This is a genomic window from Cellulomonas sp. Leaf395, assembly GCF_001424125.1.
GTDB lineage: Bacteria > Actinomycetota > Actinomycetes > Actinomycetales > Cellulomonadaceae > Cellulomonas.
The window spans coordinates 725,969-744,351 of record NZ_LMQI01000001.1 but is presented as its reverse complement, the minus strand read 5'-3'; the positions used below and the strand labels follow the sequence as shown (position 1 = coordinate 744,351).

Annotated in this window: 14 protein-coding genes; 9 read left to right on the top strand and 5 right to left on the bottom strand. The window is 72.5% G+C overall.

Going from position 1 to position 18,383, the window contains the following annotated elements:
- Positions 1-15: 15 nt before the first annotated feature.
- A complete protein-coding gene (locus ASG23_RS03435; RefSeq protein WP_056020017.1) occupies positions 16-1,413 on the top strand; it encodes a class II fumarate hydratase in 1,398 nt (465 codons plus the stop codon).
- Positions 1,414-1,462: 49 nt separating this feature from the next.
- Here the strand turns inward: ASG23_RS03435 and ASG23_RS03430 are convergent, their stop codons facing one another.
- A complete protein-coding gene (locus tag ASG23_RS03430; RefSeq protein ID WP_082515724.1) occupies positions 1,463-3,079 on the bottom strand; it encodes a DHA2 family efflux MFS transporter permease subunit in 1,617 nt (538 codons plus the stop codon).
- The gene (locus ASG23_RS03425) at positions 3,076-3,708 is read right to left on the bottom strand and encodes a PadR family transcriptional regulator (RefSeq protein WP_082515722.1); all 633 of its coding nucleotides are present in this window, start codon (positions 3,706-3,708) and stop codon (positions 3,076-3,078) included. Before ASG23_RS03425 ends, ASG23_RS03430 begins: the two co-directional genes overlap by 4 nt.
- A 192-nt stretch (positions 3,709-3,900) precedes the next feature.
- Here ASG23_RS03425 and ASG23_RS03420 point away from each other — a divergent pair, with 192 nt between their 5' ends.
- The 6 genes from ASG23_RS03420 to ASG23_RS03395 all read left to right on the top strand — a co-directional run bounded on the left by ASG23_RS03420 (position 3,901) and on the right by ASG23_RS03395 (position 13,548).
- Entirely contained in the window at positions 3,901-7,194 is a 3,294-nt protein-coding gene (locus tag ASG23_RS03420) for an ABC transporter permease (protein ID WP_056020014.1), read from the top strand.
- Positions 7,191-9,989 carry an FtsX-like permease family protein gene (locus ASG23_RS03415; RefSeq protein ID WP_056020011.1) on the top strand — a complete coding sequence of 933 codons (2,799 nt, stop codon included), beginning with the start codon at positions 7,191-7,193 and terminating at the stop codon, positions 9,987-9,989. The genes ASG23_RS03420 and ASG23_RS03415 overlap by 4 nt, the downstream gene beginning before the upstream one ends.
- A gap of 37 nt (positions 9,990-10,026) precedes the next feature.
- Positions 10,027-11,130, top strand: coding sequence for an ABC transporter ATP-binding protein (locus ASG23_RS03410; protein ID WP_082515721.1), 1,104 nt, complete (start codon positions 10,027-10,029; stop codon positions 11,128-11,130).
- Positions 11,127-11,861: an ABC transporter ATP-binding protein gene (locus ASG23_RS03405; RefSeq protein WP_056020008.1), complete on the top strand. Its 735-nt coding sequence runs from the start codon at positions 11,127-11,129 to the stop codon at positions 11,859-11,861. The genes ASG23_RS03410 and ASG23_RS03405 overlap by 4 nt, the downstream gene beginning before the upstream one ends.
- 135 nt (positions 11,862-11,996) lie before the next feature.
- A complete protein-coding gene (locus ASG23_RS03400; protein ID WP_056020005.1) occupies positions 11,997-12,698 on the top strand; it encodes a hypothetical protein in 702 nt (233 codons plus the stop codon).
- An 85-nt stretch (positions 12,699-12,783) separates the two neighbouring features.
- The gene (locus ASG23_RS03395; protein ID WP_056020001.1) at positions 12,784-13,548 is read left to right on the top strand and encodes a L,D-transpeptidase family protein; all 765 of its coding nucleotides are present in this window, start codon (positions 12,784-12,786) and stop codon (positions 13,546-13,548) included.
- An 18-nt stretch (positions 13,549-13,566) separates the two neighbouring features.
- On the opposite strand, the gene ASG23_RS03390 is transcribed toward ASG23_RS03395, so the two are convergent.
- Positions 13,567-14,190: a class I SAM-dependent methyltransferase gene (locus tag ASG23_RS03390; protein ID WP_056019998.1), complete on the bottom strand. Its 624-nt coding sequence runs from the start codon at positions 14,188-14,190 to the stop codon at positions 13,567-13,569.
- Positions 14,191-14,248: 58 nt separating this feature from the next.
- On the opposite strand from ASG23_RS03390, the gene ASG23_RS03385 reads away from it, so the two are divergent.
- Positions 14,249-14,752, top strand: coding sequence for a MarR family winged helix-turn-helix transcriptional regulator (locus ASG23_RS03385; protein WP_056019995.1), 504 nt, complete (start codon positions 14,249-14,251; stop codon positions 14,750-14,752).
- A gap of 53 nt (positions 14,753-14,805) precedes the next feature.
- Here ASG23_RS03385 and ASG23_RS03380 read toward each other — a convergent pair whose 3' ends face one another.
- Positions 14,806-16,194 (bottom strand): PhoH family protein, encoded by a 1,389-nt coding sequence (locus tag ASG23_RS03380; protein WP_056019992.1) that lies wholly within the window; start codon positions 16,192-16,194, stop codon positions 14,806-14,808.
- 362 nt (positions 16,195-16,556) lie between these two features.
- The gene (locus ASG23_RS03375) at positions 16,557-17,318 is read right to left on the bottom strand and encodes an isoprenyl transferase (protein ID WP_056019989.1); all 762 of its coding nucleotides are present in this window, start codon (positions 17,316-17,318) and stop codon (positions 16,557-16,559) included.
- A gap of 283 nt (positions 17,319-17,601) precedes the next feature.
- Here ASG23_RS03375 and trhA point away from each other — a divergent pair, with 283 nt between their 5' ends.
- Positions 17,602-18,378 (top strand): PAQR family membrane homeostasis protein TrhA, encoded by a 777-nt coding sequence (gene trhA, locus ASG23_RS03370; protein ID WP_082515719.1) that lies wholly within the window; start codon positions 17,602-17,604, stop codon positions 18,376-18,378.
- Positions 18,379-18,383 lie beyond the last annotated feature (5 nt).

Here is an 18,383-nt window from a genome sequence, read left to right as displayed (position 1 = left end):
GGCAGGATGGCACGCATGACTTCTGAGTTCCGCATCGAGCACGACACGATGGGTGAGGTGCGCGTCCCGCTCGACGCCCTCTACCGCGCACAGACCCAGCGAGCGGTCGAGAACTTCCCGATCTCCGGCAACCGCCTCGAACGCAGCCACATCGAGGCGCTCGCCCGCATCAAGAAGGCCGCCGCCCGCGCGAACGCCGAGCTGGGCGTGCTGGAGCAGGACGTCGCGGACGCCATCGTCGCCGCCGCTGACGACGTCGCGAGCGGGGCCCACGACGGTGACTTCCCCATCGACGTCTACCAGACCGGCTCGGGCACCAGCTCGAACATGAACACCAACGAGGTGCTCGCCACCCTGGCGACGCGGCGCCTCGGGCGCGACGTGCACCCGAACGACCACGTCAACGCGTCCCAGTCGTCGAACGACGTGTTCCCGACGTCCGTGCACGTGGCCGCCACGGCGGGCGTCGTGCGGGACCTGATCCCCGCGCTGGGGCACCTGGCCGAGGCGCTCGAGGCGAAGTCCGTCGAGTGGGCGCAGGTGGTCAAGTCCGGCCGCACGCACCTCATGGACGCCACCCCGGTGACGCTCGGCCAGGAGTTCGGCGGCTACGCGGCCGCGGTCCGGTACGGCATCGAGCGGCTCGAGTCGGCGCTCCCCCGCGCCGCCGAGGTCCCCCTGGGCGGCACCGCGGTCGGCACCGGGATCAACACCCCAGCCGGCTTCCCGCAGCGCGTGATCGCACTGCTCCGTGAGGACACCGGGCTGCCGCTCACCGAGGCGCGCGACCACTTCGAGGCGCAGAGCTCGCGCGACGGGCTGGTCGAGATGTCGGGGGCGCTGCGCACGATCGCGGTCAGCCTCACCAAGATCTGCAACGACCTGCGCTGGATGGGCTCCGGCCCGAACACCGGCCTGGGCGAGATCGCGATCCCCGACCTGCAGCCGGGCTCGTCGATCATGCCCGGCAAGGTCAACCCGGTGATCCCCGAGGCCGTGCTCATGGTCGCCGCGCGCGTCGTCGGCAACGACGCCACCGTCGCGTGGGCCGGTGCGAGCGGGTCGTTCGAGCTCAACGTGCAGATCCCCGTGATCGCTGCCGGGGTGCTCGAGTCGGTGCGGCTGCTGGCGAGCGCGTCGCGGCTGCTCGCGGACAAGACGGTGGTCGGGCTCGTCGCCAACGTGGAGCGCGCCCGCGCGCTGGCCGAGTCGTCGCCGTCGATCGTCACGCCGCTGAACCGCGTGATCGGGTACGAGGCCGCCGCGAAGATCGCCAAGCACGCCGTCAAGCACGGGATCACGGTGCGGGCCGCGGTGATCGACCTCGGCTTCGTGGAGCGCGGCGAGGTCACGGAGGAGCAGCTGGACAGCGCGCTCGACGTGCTGAGCATGACGAGGCCGCCGCACGCCTGAGCGGACGACGAAGGCCCCGGTCGACGGACCGGGGCCTTCGTCGCGGCGGTCAGACCGTGACGGCGACCTTCTCGGGGGCGGCGTGCACCGGGCGGCCGCCCTTCATGGCCAGGCTGGAGACCAGCCCCAGCACCAGCACGACGACCGTGAGCAGCATCGTCTGCGAGACCGCGGTGGCGAACCCGGAGTGCACCGCCTGCTGCGCGACCTGCCCGATCTGCGCGGCGACGTCGGTCGGCACCGAGGACGGCAGCTGCGGGGCTGCCCCGCCGGCAAAGCTCCCCGACGCGAACCCGTCGACGAACGACTGCCGGAACTGCTCGGGCACCTGGTCGGCGGCAGCCTCGGCGGCGGCCGGGATGGTGACCGCGAGCCGCGAGGTGAGCATCGCGACGATGGCGGCGGAGCCGATGACGCCGCCGATCTGCCGGGTCGTGTTGAACGCTCCCGCGCCGGCGCCCGCGGTGCGGCCGTCCAGGCCCGAGGTGGCCAGGTTGGCCAGCGGGGAGAAGAGCGCACCGGTGCCGATGCCGAAGAGGGTCATCGGCAGGACGAGGTGCCACACCGGCGCGTCCGGCTGGACGGCGAGCGCGAGCCAGGTGATCGCGACGCAGAGGATGGCGAACCCGCTGGCGACGACCCACTTACCGGCGACCTTGTCCGACAGCCGCCCAGCGAACGGGGCGACGACGCCGGACAGCAGCGAGCCCGGCAGCCCGACGAGCGCCGCGTCCAGCGGGCTCAGGCCGAGCACCTCCTGCAGGAACAGCGTGAACGGGAAGAAGATGCCGATCATCGCGAAGGTCACCGCTCCGCCGGCCACGTTGGACAGCGAGAAGTTGCGGCTGTGGAACAGGGTCAGCGGCAGCAGCGCGTCGCTGCCGCGGTGGCGCTGCCAGAGCACGAAGCCGACGAGCACGAGCACCCCGGCGCCGACGACGCCCCACACGGTGATCGGTCCGGTGATGGTGCCCCAGTCGTACGTGGCCCCCTCCTGGATGCCGAACACGACGAGGAACATGCCGAGCACGGACAGCAGGACGCCGACACCGTCGAACGACCGGTTGGCCGTCGGCAGGGTGGGCAGGGTCCGCAGCGCGAGCACGAGCGCGACCACGCCGACGGGGATGTTGACGTAGAAGATCCACTCCCAGCCGACGGTCTGGACCAGCAGACCGCCGAGCACCGGGCCGGTGATGGTCGCGATGCCGGCGACGGCACCCCACAGCCCCATCGCCGCGCCACGCTTCTGCGGCGGGAAGACCCGCGTGATCATCGACATCGTCTGCGGCGTCATCAGCGCGGCGCCGACGCCCTGGAGCGCACGGGCGGCGATGAGCATCTCGATCGACCCCGACAGGCCGCAGAGCAGCGACGTCACGGTGAAGACGACGAGCCCGAGGACGAAGACGGGTCGCGGCCCGAACCGGTCACCCAACCGGCCGGTGACCAGCAGCAGAGTGGCGAACGTCAGCAGGTAGGCGCTGTTCACCCAGCCGACCTCGGTGAGGTCGGCGTCGAACGCCGAGACCAGCGACGGGATGGCGATGTTCACGATCGTGGTGTCGACCATGATCATGAAGAAGCCCAGGCAGAGGGCGGGCAGGATGCTCCACGGACTGCGTCCGTGCAGGTCGACGAGCGCGCGAGGCTGCTCAGAGCTCATGAGTTGTCCTTCGGGAGTGGATCGAGGGCGCGCTGTGCGCGTCTTGCGTCGTGGAACGAGTCGGGGATCGGGCTGGTCCAGTCGAGTGCGCCGGTCTGCAGCTCGGTGATGGTGCGGTCGAGCCAGTCGATCTCGGCGCGCAGGGTCGCCAGGTCGTGCTCGACGTCGAGGAGGTAGCGCCGGGGTAGGCCGAGCCGGGAGAGCGAGTCGTAGGACGCGGCGAGTCGGTCCCGGTGGGCGTCCTTGCGGTCCCGTCGACGGACCAGCTGCGCGACGACCGCGTCGGCGGGCAGCTCGTTGGCCTCGGCCAGGCCGACCGTGAAGAGCGGGTAGGCGGGGTGCTCGTCGCCGAGCAGGCTCGTGAGCCGGGTAGCGAACTCGGCGCGGCCGGCGTCGGTGATCCGGTACGTCGTGCGCTCCGGGCGCTTGCCGGTGCGGTCGGTGCCGACCACCTCGACCAGGCCGTCGCGTCCGAGCCGCTCGACGCCGTGGTAGACCGCGCCGGGGTTGACTCGGACGATCCGGGTGTCGCCGCGCTCCACCAGTGTCTGGTGCAGCTGGTACGGGTGCATCGGCTGCTCGTGCAGGAGTCCGAGCACGAGCACCGCGACAGCCGAGAGTTCGGCCACTTCTCCACCTCCAGGGCAATTATTCCGATCGGAATATACCCTTGGGAATGTGCCATGGCTAGCCCGTTCGTATCGGTTCGATCACAACTTTGGGATCGCTCCCACTCGTCCAGCGCGGCTCCCATACGATCACCGGGCCGCGCACTGCCGTCCGACATCGGTCGCGCCTGCGCTCGGGGACGAGGAGGTCAGATGGGCTGGAGCCTGCGCGTCCTGCGCCACCGCGCCACCGCGCAGCGGACGCTCCTGGCGACGGTCGTGGCCGTCGCCCTCATCGGGGCCAGCCTCCTGGGCACGTTCGCCCTCCTGCTGTTCACCAGCGAGACCCGCGCCCTCGACACCGCCCTGACCCGGGCACCGGCGACGGCCACCGACATCGACGCGGAGCTCAGGCTCGAGAGCGGCGGCCCGGTCGGCGCCACCGCGGCCGGCCAGGCCTACCTCGACGAGCTCCTGGGCGAGGTCCCGTCGACGCGGACCGAGTGGCTGACGTCCCCCATGTACCAGCTCACCGGCGAGGACGGTCGCATCAAGCCGCTCGCGTACCTGGCCGACTACCCCGACGTGCCGTCGAACGCGACGCTGCTGGCCGGCGCGTGGCCCACCACCGCGAGCGACGACAGCGGACGGGTCCAGGTCTCCGTCCCGAAGGTCGCCGCCGACGCGTACGGATGGACTCTCGGCAGCGAGCTTCCGGTGAAGAGCTACTCCACGTACCTCGACAGCACGGTGGTCGTCGTCGGGATCCACGACCTCGACGGCCCGGCCGGCGTCTGGACCCACGACCTGCTGCTGGGCGCCGAGCACGATCCCCGGTACCCGGTGCCGAACAGCTTCGGCTTCCTCGCCACCGACGCCTGGGGACCGTTCGTCGTCGCGCCGGGCACCCTCACCGACCCGGGTTCGGTCGGGATCGCGACCCTGATCGCATCCCCCCAGCTGGTGGACAGCCCGCCGGGAGCGATCGCCGCCCTGCGCGGCCGTCTCGACACCGCTCAGGCCGCCCTGGTCGGCGCCACCGACGACGTCACCACCTCGGGCGTGCTCACCTCACGGCTGGCCACGACGATCGACGTGGCGCAGGCCAACCTGGCGGTGACCCGCGTCAGCCTCGTCATCGTCGGCCTCATGCTCGTCGTGCTCGCGGTCACCGTCCTCCTGCTCGCCGCGCGCCTGCTCGCCGACCGCCGAGCGCCCGAGCAGACCCTCATGTCGTCGCGCGGAGCGTCCGGGCGGCAGCTGCTGGGACTAGCAGCGCTCGAGGCGGCAGCGGTCGCCCTGGTCACCACGCTCGTGTCTCCGTGGCTGGCCGGCCTGCTGTTCCAGGCGATCACCTCCGTGGGTCCCCTCGACGAGGCGGGGCTGCACCACGACCCGGGTCGCCCCCCGTCCCTGTGGATCACCTGCGCCGTCTCGTCCTTCGTGCTCGCCGGCGTGCTCCTCGGACCGCTCCTGCGACGCCGGGGCAGCGTCGTCGACGCCGAGCAGCAGCTGGTCCGGCAGGACCGTCGCGGCGGGCTCGCGCGCTCCGGTGCCGACCTCGCGCTCCTGGTGCTGGCGGGGCTCGCGGTGTGGCAGCTCCGCGCCTACCGCTCGCCGGTCCTCGATGCGGGCTCCGGACGACTCGACCTGGTGCTGGTCGTCGCACCTGCCCTCGTGCTGCTCGCCGGTGCCGTCCTGGCGCTGCGGCTGCTGCCCCTGGTCGCGCGTACCGGGGAGCGGATGGCGGCCCGGAGCCGGTCACTCGTGTCGCCGCTCGCCGCGTGGGAGGTCGGTCGACGGCCCGGGCGAGCAGCCGGCGCGGTGCTCCTGCTCACGCTCGCACTGGCGGTCGGCACGTTCTCGCAGGCCTTCCTCAGCACGTGGCGGACGTCCCAGGGCGACCAGGTCGACCTCGCCGTCGGGACCGACGTGCGCCTGGACCGCATGGCCGGCTCGGGCATCACCCAGGCGAGCGCCGTCAACGACCTCGCCGACGCGCAGGCCAGCAGCCCGGTGACGTTCCGGTCGGCGATCGTGGGACATCCCGCCGACACCCCGGACGAGAGCCGTGGTCGCAGCGTCGACCTCCTCGCGCTGGACACCACGCAGTCCGACGCCCTCCTGCGTGGCCGGATCTCGCCGTCGTGGGACACCATCGCGGCTCCGCTGCACCCGACCGAACCTGCGACCGGTATTGCGCTCGCCGGCTCCCCCAGCAGCCTCCTCGTCGACATCGAGAGCGACCTGTCCCCCGCCGTGGCGGGAGTGCTCCTGGTGAGCCTGGTCGTGGAGGACCCGCTCGGGACCCGCACCCCGGTGGAGCTGCCACCGATCCCGGTCGTCGGGACGGCCGACGACGTCGCTGCCACGCTGCCGGCCACCGCCCCCGGCCTGACGCTGGTCGGGATCGTCGCGCAGCTCCTCCCCGACTCCACCGACCCCGGCACCGCGTTCGCTGGCGGAGTGTCCGACGCGCGGCTCGACGTGACCGTCCGAGACCTGCGTGCCGTCGAACGACCCGCAGGAGCCACCACGGACACCGTCACCCCGGTCGTGCTCACCGCCGCCCCCTGGACCGTGCAGGGCGCGCTGCAGGAGAACAACAACCGGCCCCTGCTGTCGGCCAGGACCGACGACGAGGTCCTGCGCGTCTCGGGCGGGCTCGACCGTCTCGAGGTCCTCCTCGGTCGGACCGGGTTCGCCGCCGCGACGTTCCCCCTGCCGGGGCCCCTCCCGGCCGTCGTGACCGACACGCTCATGGCCGCGTTCGCCGTCGAGGTGGGCGACGAGCTCGAGCTCGACCTGGGGGGTGTCCGCGTCCCGGTGGTCGTCGAGCGGGAGGTTGCCTACCTGCCCGGCCTGCCGACGGGCGCGGCGGTGCTGGTCGACCGCGACCTGCTGACGCGCGCGGCCTTGCTCGGCTCGTCGACGAGCCCGCTGCTCGACGAGTGGTGGCTCCAGGTCGCCGACGCGAGCGCCCCTGCGCTGATGGAGCAGATCCGCCAGGAGGAGCTCGGCGTGGCCGTCGACCGCGTGACCGCCCGCGCGGTGGCCACCGACGGTCCGTTGCGGATCGGCGTGCAGGCGGCTCTGTGGATCGTGACGGTCGCCGCCGTGACGCTCGCGGTCGCCGGGTTCGCCATGAGCGCCACCGTCGCGGTGCGCACCCGCCGGCTCGAGCTGGCCAGGCTGCAGGCTCTCGGCACCTCGCGGTCCGGCCTCGTCCGGTCGGTGCTGGTCGAGCACGGGATCCTCGGTGTGCTGGGCCTGGTGGCCGGACTCACCCTCGGCGCGGTGCTGAGCCAGGTGGTCTCCCCGCTGGTCACGGTGTCCGCGGAGGGCGGGCGGCCCGTTCCCGTGGTGATCGTGCAGTGGCCGTGGTTCACGCAGGCGACGCTGGTCGTCGTGCTCGTGGTGCTGGTCGGCGGTGCCGTCGCACTCACCACGAACTCGCTGCTGCGCCGAGCCTCTGGCGAGCTCCTGCGGCTGGGGGACGAGCGATGACCACGACCACGATCCGCGCCCGGGCCGCGACGACCTGGCGCTCGACCAGTGGGGACGCGGTCCTCGTCGCACGCCGACGGAGCCGCCAGGACGCCGGGCTGCTCGCGCTGGCCGCGGTTGTGCTGGCCGTCACGGTGCTCATCGCGCTGGCCGTTCCCCGGGTCGTGCTGCGGACCGCCGACGCGGGCGTGCAGGGCGCGGTCCGGGACGCCGGAACGGCTGCGGACGTGGTGACCGTGTTCGGCCGGGGACCCGGGCTGGGCGGCGTCAAGGCCAACGGTCAGCCCGCACGCGTCGACAACGCGGCAACGTTGGCCGCGAACGCTGCGACGGTGATGCAACAGTCCCTGCCGGCGTCCGTCCAAGCCGTGACGGGTCCCGTGGTGACCGCGGTCCAGAGCGGGCAGCTCGGCGCGCGACTCGCAGACGACCTGGTGACCACCCGGTTCGTGCACCTCGGCACACCGACGACGACCGAGCCCGTCGTCCGGTGGGTGTCGGGGATCGAACCGCGCATGTCGCCGGAGTACCAGGTGGGCTCGCCGGATCCGCGCCTCGTCGAGGTCGGGGTGTCGGCCGCTGCCGCGGACCGGCTCGGCCTCGCCGTCGGACAGCGACTGCCGCTCACCGGGCCGACCCGAGGTGACGTCGTGGCCGTCGTGACAGGTCTGTACGAGCCCGTCGACGCCACGTCGCCGGTGTGGTCGACCTACGCGGACCTCCTCGACCTCCAACCCCCGCCGGCTGTCGCCGAGGTCCTCGGCCGCGCGGGTCTGCTCGCCTCCGACGCCTCGCTGCCCGATGCGATGCTCGCGATGCAGTCGGGTCAGTCGACCAGCATGTCCTTCCGGTTCCCGGCCGACCCGGCCGAGCTGCGCGCCACGGACACCCGGGCGGTCGCTCGCGACGTGTCGCGGATCATCGCCCGGCCGGGTCCGCTGACGGGTTCTGACGGGCGCACACCGTCGGTCGACAGCTCGCTCGACATCGTGCTGCGGGCCGCCGACGCGCGCCTCCTCGGCGCGACGGCTCAGACGTCGGTGCTGCTCGTCGGCCTCGCGGCGGTGGGGGCGCTCGCGCTCGTCCTGGCCGCGCGGTTGCTGGTGGTCCGTCGCGAGACGTTCCTGCTCGCCGAGCGTGCCCGTGGGGCGTCGATCGCCTCGGTCGCCCTGCGTGCGCTGATGGAGAGCGTGCCGCTCGTCGCCCTCGCCACCGCCGTCGGCGTCGCCCTCGCGTGGCTGGTCGTGCCCGACCGTCGGGGCAGCTGGGTGACAGCTGCGGTGATCGTGGTGGTCGCCGCAGCCGCGCCCGCGATCGCTGCGGCGGTCGTCGTGGCCGGCGCGTGGACGGGCCGCCGACTGCCCGCCAACCGCGCAGACCGCGAGCGTGTGCTCGGCCGGCGCCGTGTGCGCCGCCTCACCGCCGAGCTCGCGATCGTCGCGATCGCCGCCGCTGCGCTGGTGTCTGCGCGGGGACGTGGGCTCGTGCAGACCGCCACGGGCGGCGTCGACCTCCTCCTGGCCGCGACACCGGTGCTGCTCGCCTGCGCCGCGACCGTCCTGGTCGCCCGGGCACTCCCGCCCGTTCTGCGCGCCCTGTCCGGGATCGCGTCCCGTCGACGGGGGCTCGTGCCTGTGGTCGCGACCGCCCGAGCAGGCCGCACGTCCGGCACCCGGGTCCCGCTGCTCAGCCTGACGATCTCCATCGCCCTCGTCGTCTTCTGCGGCACCACGGCCGTGACCGTCACCACCGGTCAGCGCACCGCCGCGGACATCGTCGTCGGAGCCCAGGTCCGCGTCGACGGGTCTCTCGACCCGTCCGTCGTCGCCGCCCTGCGGGACGCACCCGGCGTGACCGGCGTCGCCGGGGCCACCGCCCTCAGCGAGCGGACGTTCGGCCGGTCCAGCGGGGTCAAGGCGCAGGTGCTGCTCGTGGACTCGGCCGACCTCGCGCAGATCCTCGCCGCCCACGACCGCCCGATCGACCCCGGCCTGGCCGAGCTCGGGTCCGCGAGCGGAGACGGCGTCCCGGCGCTGATCTCGCCGTCGCTGCAGAGCACGGCGGCGCTCATCACACCGGCGCTCATGGGAGCTCAGGCGTTCGTCGGCCTCCGCGTCGTCGGCACCGCCGACCATCCGCCGGTCGTGCCGTCGGCGTCCTCGACGCTGTCGGAAGCCGACGGTGTCGTCGTCGTCGATCGCGGTGCGTTCAGCGCAGCATCGGGTGACGAGCTGGTCAGCACGACGACCTGGGTGGACGGCCCCGGGGCGGCTGCGGCCGTCGGTGCCGCGGGACTGACCGACACGCCCGGCATCACCGTCACCGAGCACGACGAGTGGCTGAGCACGTGGCGGGCGTCGCCTCTCAACGCGGGCATGCTGGCCCTGCTCGTGGCGACCGGTCTGGTCCTCGCGGGCTACGCGGTGCTGGGGCTGGTCCTCACCGTCGTGGCGACGAGTCGCGAGCGCGGCCGCACGCTGTCGGCGTTGCGGACGCTCGGCCTGGACGCGCGGACCGCTCGCGCGATGACGTTCGGTGAGCTGGCCCCGTTGGCGCTCGCCGCGGTGCTCGCCGGGACGGCGATCGGTATCGCGGTCCCCTGGGTGCTCACCGGTGCCCTGGGGCTCGACCTGCTCACCGGCCACCCGGCGGCGGCAGCGCTGCAGGTCACCTGGGTCCCGATCGTCGGGGCGACCGTGGTGGTGCTGGGCGCTCTCGCGGTCGCGGTGGGCGTCGAGTCGGCGGTCCGTCGGCGGGACCGGCTGGGCGAGGTGCTCCGGGTGGGCGAGCGATGAACGTGACAGACACCGGCACGACGCGCAGGAGGTCTTGATGAACGCGGTGCAGACGGTCGAGGAGTCAGCGTCCGAGAGCTGGAGCGCGCTCGAAGCACGCGCCCGACAGCGGACGGATGCGTTCGGGGAGCACGCGCTCATCGTGTGCGACTCCCTGGTGCGCATCTACCAGTCCGAGGGCGTCGAGGTACAGGCGCTGCAGGGCCTGGACCTGCTCGTGGAGGACGGCGAGCTCGTCGCGATCGTCGGCGCCTCCGGCTCGGGCAAGTCGACGCTGCTGTCCGTGCTGTCCGGTCTGGACGTCCCCACCGCCGGCAAGGTGCGCGTCGGTCCGTGGGACCTCATGTCGATGTCGAGCACGCAGCGGGTGGCGTACCGGCGCTCGATGGTCGGGTTCGTCTGGCAGCAGACTGCCCGCAACGTCGTGCCGTACCTGAGCGCCACGGAGAACGTCGCGTTCCCGCTCGCCCTGGCGGGGGTGCGACGCAAGGAGCGCGACCGCCGCGCGGCCGAGCTGCTGGAGGTCCTCGGCGTCGGCTACTGCGCCGACCGCCGGCCCGGGCAGATGTCCGGCGGCGAGCAGCAGCGGGTCGCCATCGCCGTCGCGCTCGCCAACTCCCCCCAGGTCCTCTTCGCCGACGAGCCCACGGGCGAGCTCGACTCGGCCACCTCGCACGACGTCCTCGAAGGCCTGCGGACCGTCAACCGCGAGCTGGGCACCACGGTCGTCGTCGTCACCCACGACCCCGGCGTGAGCGAGCACGTGCAGCGGACGGTCGCCATCCGCGACGGGCGCACCAGCTCCGAGGTCGTCCGGCGCACGCACACTCGCGACGACGGCACCGAGCACGTGGTGGCCGAGGAGCTGGCCGTGCTCGACCGCGCCGGCCGCGTGCAGCTGCCGCGCGAGTACCGGGAGGCCCTGAACCTGGTCGGCCGGGTACGGCTGGCGCTCGAGGAGTCGCACGTCTCGCTGTGGCCGGAGCGGTCCACCCCGACCCCCACCTCCGGCCGGCCGCCCGGCCGGCACTCCGCCACACCCACGGGGGCGGTCCCCGCCGTGCCGGCGCCGCCCGCCGCGCCCATCGCCACAGAACCTGCCGCACCCGCCGCATCCGCCGACCAGGAGGCCGACCGGTGACCACCGCCCTCAGCACGCCCGCGCCGACCGCTGCCGCGAGCACGGAGCCCGTCGTCCGGGTCGAGCACGTCAGCCGCACCTACAGGACGGGCTCAGCCGCCGTGCACGCCCTCCGGGACGTCTCGTTCACCATCGCGCCCGGCGAGCTCGTCGCACTGGTCGGCCGCTCGGGCTCCGGCAAGACCACGTTGCTCAACGTGATCGGCGGTCTGGACCGACCCGACGCCGGTCGCGTGGTCGTCGACGGACGTGAGGTCTCGACGCTCGACGAGCGTGGCCTGGTCGAGCTGCGGCGGGACGTCGTCTCGTTCGTGTTCCAGACCTTCGGCCTCGTCCCGGTGCTGTCCGCCGCGGAGAACGTCGGCGTGCCCCTGCGCCTGCGCAAGCTCCCCACCAAGGACCGTGAGGCGCGCGTGCAGCTGCTGCTCGACCTCGTCGGCCTCGGGTCGCACGCCCTGCAGCGGCCCGGCGAGCTCTCGGGTGGTCAGCAGCAGCGCGTCGCCATCGCCCGCTCGTTGGCCAACTCGCCGCGCCTCCTGGTGGCGGACGAGCCCACGGGTCAGCTCGACACCGAGACAGGCACCGCCGTGATGGCGCTCATCCGGGCCGTCGTCGAGGCCGAGGGGATGACCGCGATCGTGTCCACCCACGACCCGCTGATGGTGTCCCTGGCCGACCGCGTGCTGCACATCGCCGACGGATCGTTGGTTAACTCTGGTCGCGAATCGTAGAGGTGGGATATCTCTCCAATTGACAAATTCGGACATTCCGAGATCGGCGCGTTGATGCTATAGCCTCGGGCGCAGGACACAGCGTTCTAGAGGGTCCACCGGCTGGACATCCCTACACGAGGAGTGGCTTCAAGAATGAAGATCAACAAGCTCACAGCCGTCGGCGCGACTCTCGCGCTGGCCACCGCATCCGTCCTCGGCCTCGGCGCCGCGGCAAACGCCATCGACGTCCCGATCGGAAGCATCGGCGTCGAGGGTGCGACGTATCCCGCCGGCACCTGGTTCCTCGGCAACCCCGTCGGCCCCGCGCTGGCCCAGGACACCACTGGCCTGACCATCACCGGACAGAACCAGCTGCTCTACGGTCAGACGACCGTCGTCGAGACGGGCGCGGAGTTCACCTCGCTCATCGGAGGCGCGTCCGTCGCGCCGGCGACCGGCAACTATGCCTTCCAGGTGCCGGTCTTCTTCGACGGCGCCGGGAACGCGGAGTTCACCACCCTTCGTCCAGCGGTCCCCGGCACGCCGTTGACCACGACGGACTGGATCTCCAGCCAGAATGTCCCGTCCCTTGGACTCGTCGCGAACGCTGCGGTGCCGTTCGCCACGATCGCTGCCGCCTTCCAGGCCGCCGGAGACGCGGAGGTGCTCGCCTTCGGTCTGTTCGTCCCCGCAGGACAGACTGTCGTTCTGAGCACCGTGACCTGGGGCGGCACAACGTGGAACTTCGCCACTCCGACAGCGCCCGTCGTGCCCGTGGCCCCGCCCGTGGCGCCTGTGACCCCGGCAGCGCCGGTCGCGACCCCCGTCCCGGGCGCGGCGACCTTCACAGGCTGATCCGGTAGTTTTTCGCTCGTCCTCCGTGTGGCCCGGTCGCGCAAGCGGCCGGGCCACACGGACGTCCCGGCCAGGAGACACCTCCATGCGTTCACCTCTCGCCCGCGGCGGCGCGCTTCTCGCCCTCGTCCTCGCTCTCGCGGCCTGCAGCGCACCGCAGGCGCCGACGACCACCCCGACCCCGACGGCCACGACGGCCACGACACCAGCAGTGGTCCTCCCTACTGCGGGCGTCACTGCGGTACCGGCGCCCGCACCTGCGCCCGTACACAGCGTCGCCGAGGCGTCGGTCGAGGTCGTCACGGCCTACCACGCCCCCGGCGGTGCCATGCTCTCCGACTTCTCCAATCCGATCGCCTCGGGCGCACCGCTCACGTTCTACATCGAGGAGTACCAGGGTGACTGGCTTCGCGTGCGCCTGCCGATGCGGCCGAACGGGACGACCGGATGGATCCGTACGTCCGAGGTCTCGGTGAGCGTGCTCCACTACAGCCTGCACGCCTCGACCGCGGACCACTCCGTCACCCTGCTCGAGGACGACGTCGTGGTGCAGACCTTCCCTGCCGCCGTGGGCACGGGTGACACGCCGACACCACTCGGGGACTTCTACCTGACCGAGCTGCTCGCACCGACGAACACCGGCTACGGTCCGTACGCGTACGGGATCGCGGCCTTCTCCGAGGTCCTGAACGAGTTCGGGGGCGGGCCCGGGCAGATCGGCCTGCACGGCACGGACAAGGCCGACAGCATCGGACAGTCGGCCAGCCACGGGTGCATCCGTCTGCACAACGAGGACATCACGACTCTCGCGAACCTCCTGCCGTTGGGCACACCGATCACCATCGAGTGACACCGCCGGACGAGCCGCTTACTCCGGCCGTAGCACCAGGCGTCCCACGGGGTTCAGCCACGACGTCCGGGTGAGGCGCCGCTCGCGCACGACGGAGGTGCCGGTCCCGAGAGACGCGGCTGTGGAGTCCGCGTGCGGGAGCGCCCACCGGATGTCGTAGATCCACGCCTGCCCGCCCGACCGCAGCACCCGCCGAATCTCCCGCAGGCCGGCGGTGGGGTCGGCCCAGTGGTGCTGGCTGATGGTGGACACGACGACGTCGAAGGTGGCGTCGGGCCAGGGCAGCGCCGCGACGTCGGCGACCGTGTAGGTCACCCCCGCGGTCGCGGTCTGCTGCGCCCAGGCGATCATCTCGGGAGCGAGGTCGATCGCGTCGACCTGCAGACCGGGAGCGGACGCAGCGATGAGGCGCGGCATCGTCCCGGGGCCGGTGCCGACGTCGAGCACGCGCGCCCCGTCGGGGAGCTGTAGGGCCGTCACGTCGCGAGCGACGCGGCGGTAGACGCGGGCCGCCAGGCGACCGGAGACGCGCTCGTACCGCCCCGGGTCGTTCATGGCTCCCATCCCGTGGCCGTGGGGCGACAGGTGGCCGTGCAGCCGCCCCGGCCGGTGCTGGTGGCTGTGGTGCTCGGTGTCGGTCATCGCGCTTCTCCCCTACAGTTGTACGTCACAACTCTTACGAGGAGAGTAGGCGCAACAGTTGCAGAGCACAACCTTCCCGGACGACGGGCTGCGCCGGTTCGTCCAGCAGATTGTCCGGTCGAGTGGCTTCCTCGAACCGGTTCAGCGTCCGCACGAGCACGCCGGTGTGCGGCTGTCGGTGTCGGAGACGTTCGCGCTCGGCGAGCTGGCCGAGGCCGGCGCCCTCTCTCAGCAGGAGCTGGCCGCCCGCCTGGGCCTCGAGAAGAGCACGGTCAGCCGCCTCGCCGCGGGGATGCAGGAGCGCGGGTGGCTGAGCCGCGAGCGCGACGCCGACGACCGGCGCCTGTACCGGCTCACGCTGACCGCGCACGGACGGGAAGTCGCCGCCCGCGTGGGCGCGGACCTGAGCGAGCACCACGGCCGGCTGCTCGCACGGCTGAGCCCCGAGGAGCGGCACGCGCTCGGCGTCGGGCTCGGCGCCCTCGTCCGGGAGCTCGAGGCCGGGCACGAGGGACACGACACCGTCGACCACGCCGGGCACGAAGGTCACGGGCACCACTGACGACGGGCAGACGCCCGGGCCCCACGCGGGGTGCCCGGGCGTCCGTCCATCGATCAGACCTCGATGCCCTCCAGCAGCTCGGTGACCAGCGCGGCGACGGGCGAGCGCTCCGAGCGGGTGAGCGTGATGTGGGCGAACAGCGGGTGGCCCTTGAGCGCCTCGATCACGGCGGCGACGCCGTCGTGCCGACCGACCCGCAGGTTGTCGCGCTGGGCCACGTCGTGAGTGAGGACCACGCGCGAGCTCTGCCCGATGCGGGACAGCACCGTCAGCAGGACGTTGCGCTCGAGCGACTGGGCCTCGTCGACGATGACGAACGCGTCGTGCAGCGAGCGCCCGCGGATATGGGTGAGCGGCAGGACCTCGAGGATGTCGCGGTCCATGATCTCCTCGACGACCTCCTTGGACACCAGCGCCCCGAGGGTGTCGAAGACGGCCTGCGCCCAGGGGTTCATCTTCTCGTCGGCGCTGCCGGGCAGGTAGCCGAGGTCCTGGCCGCCGACCGCGTACAGGGGCCGGAACACCATGACCTTGCGGTGCTGCCGACGCTCCAGCACGGCCTCGAGCCCGGCGCACAGGGCGAGCGCGGACTTGCCGGTGCCCGCCCGACCGCCGAGGGAGACGATCCCGATCTCCTCGTCGAGGAGCAGGTCGATCGCGATCCGCTGCTCCGCGCTGCGCCCGTGCAGACCGAACACGTCCTGGTCCCCGCGGACGAGCTGCACGTGCTTGTCCGCGGTCACTCGGCCGAGCGCCGAGCCGCGGGGGCTGTGCAGGACCACGCCCGTGTGGCAGAGCAGGTCGTTCGGGTTGGTGCCGGCGACGCTGGTCGGCGTGAACCCGTTGGCGACGTCCGCCAGCGCGATCGTCTCGTGCTCCCACAGCTGCGACATCTGCTGCTCGGCCAGGTCGAGCGCGTCCATGCCGGTCCAGCCGGAGTCCACGGCAAGCTCGGCGCGGTACTCCTCCGCGACGAGGCCCACGGCCGACGCCTTGACGCGCATCGGGAGGTCCTTGGAGACGACGACCACGTCGTGCCCCTCGGCCGCGAAGTTGGCCGCGACCGCCAGGATGCGGGTGTCGTTGTCGCCCAGCCGGAAGCCCGCCGGCAGCACGGACGGGTCGGTGTGGTTGAGCTCGACCCGCAGGGTGCCGCCGTCGTCGCCGAGGGGGATCGGGACGTCGAGCCGGCCGTGCTCGATCCGCAGGTCGTCCAGCATCCGGAGGGCCGACCGGGCGAAGTAGCCCAGCTCCGCGTGGTGCCGCTTGGCCTCGAGCTCCGTGATGACGACGACGGGGAGGACCACGTCGTGCTCCGCGAACCGCAGGATCGCCCGCGGGTCTGAGAGGAGCACCGAGGTGTCGAGCACGTGGGTCTTGCGGCCATCAGTCACGGTGGCGGGGGTCGTGGACTGGGGGTCGAGCTGCGCCTTGCTGACCACGGCAGGCTCCCTCCGGCGCTACGTGCGCCGAGACGGGCACCGGACGCCGGAGTCCTGCCAGAGCAGGACCTCGCACCGACGTTCGGCGACGGGACGGGGGCGGTCGGCCCCTCCGGGAACGAAGGGCCGGGTCCGGCCCTCCTCCCGGAGCGGATGCTCCATGGGCTGGCCTCCCGGGGACGGCGGTCGCTGTCCTCTACGGCGGAACTTAAGCCCGGCACGGGGTCGCCGCGTGGAGGCACGCGCATGTGTTTACACGGTGTTCACCTGGGCGGACCGGCCCTCAGCAGCCGTCGCGCTGCAGAGCCGCAGGTCGGCGCGCCGAACTCGCTGGACACGGTCCGAACATTTAACCCGGGGACTCAGCGTCCGCCGCGTCGCTCCCGCGCAGCGTAGGCGCGGACCGCGCGCAGGAAGTCGACCCGACGGAAGTCGGGCCAGTACGCCTCGCAGAAGTAGAACTCCGAGTGCGCGCTCTGCCAGAGCAGGAACCCGCCGAGCCGCTGCTCGCCGGAGGTCCGGATCACGAGCTCGGGGTCGGGTTGCCCCTTGGTGTAGAGGTGCTCGGCGATGTGCTCGACGTCGAACGCCTCCGCGAGCTCGTCCAGGCTCGACCCGGCGTCGGCGTGCTGGCGCAGGAACGACTTCACGGCGTCGGCGATCTCCTTGCGCCCGCCGTAGCCGACCGCGACGTTCACGTGCAGCCCGACGACGCCGGCTGTGGCCTCCTGTGCGGCGACGAGGGCCCGGACGGTGTGCTCGGGAAGCATCTCGAGCGCTCCGACGGCCTGGATCCGCCATCGACCCGTGGCCGCGAGCGCCGCGACCGCGTCCTCGATGATCTCGAGCAGCGGCTCGAGCTCGTCGGCGCTGCGGGCGAGGTTGTCCGTGGACAGCATCCACAGCGTGACCACCTCGACCCCGATGTCCTCGCTCCACTCGAGCAGGTCGGCGATCTTGTCCGCTCCGGCCTGGTGCCCGTGCCGCGTCGACTCCCCCACGCTGCGCGCCCAGCGGCGGTTGCCGTCCAGGATGACCCCGACGTGGCGCGGCAGTCCGTCCTTCGGGAGCGACGCCGCCAGCTGGCGTTCGTACAGCCCGTAGAGCGGGTGGGGCAGACGCACGCGCACTCCTTGGTCCAGGCGAGGGGAACCCGCTCACCGTACTCGCCGGGTGGGGTCGGCGGACGCGGTCTTCCCGGCCGCAAGCATCAGTGCACCGGACCTTCACAGGACCCCGCCCGGGACCGGTCACGCACCGCAGACCCGAGGGGTGCGGGGTACTTTCGGAGGTGCTCCGCAGGGCTCCGTCGACCGCGTCACATCGCGCGCGGCACGGTCGACTGCCTACCTACGGTGTCGTAACCTACGGTGTCGTAGGTTTCCGCTGACGAATCGAGTCCGGTCCATGAGCTCCTCCCCCGTGCCCGCCCCCGGACAGCCGGGCGCGTCGCCCGTGGCCTCGTCGGAGGCGGTCGGGCACGGGCGCGACGAGCACCGGCCCGACGAGCCCGACAGCCTGGTCGAACGCGTCGACCGGGTCGCCGAGACCGTCAAGCCGCAACTGCGCGGCTGGATCCACGCGGGCGTCACCCCGTTCGTGCTGGTGGCGTCGATCGTGCTCGTCGTCCTCTCGCCGACCCCGCTGGCAAAGTGGTCCACCGCCGTCTTCGGCCTCACCGCGGTGATGCTGTTCGGCACCAGCGCGGTCTACCACCGGGGCCACTGGTCCCCGAAGGTCGCCGGAGTGCTGCGACGCCTCGACCACACCAACATCTTCCTCATCATCGCCGGCACGTACACGCCCTTGTCGGTCCTGCTGCTCCCCGCCGACACGGCCCGCACGCTCCTGATCGTCGTGTGGTCCGGGGCCCTCGTCGGCCTGCTCGCGCGCGTGTTCTGGCTCGGCGCCCCGCGCTGGGTCTACGTCCCCGTCTACGTGGCGCTCGGCTGGGTCGCGGTCTGGTTCTTCCCGGAGTTCTACCGGTCCGGCGGCCTCGCGATCGTCCTGCTCATCGCCCTGGGCGGGCTCGCGTACACGCTCGGGGCGGTCGTCTACGGCACCAAGTGGCCCAACCCGAGCCCGCGCTGGTTCGGGTTCCACGAGATCTTCCACGTGCTGACGGTGGTCGGGTACGGCTGCCACTACGTCGCGGTCTCGCTGGCGTCGTACGGGTCGGCCTGACAGGG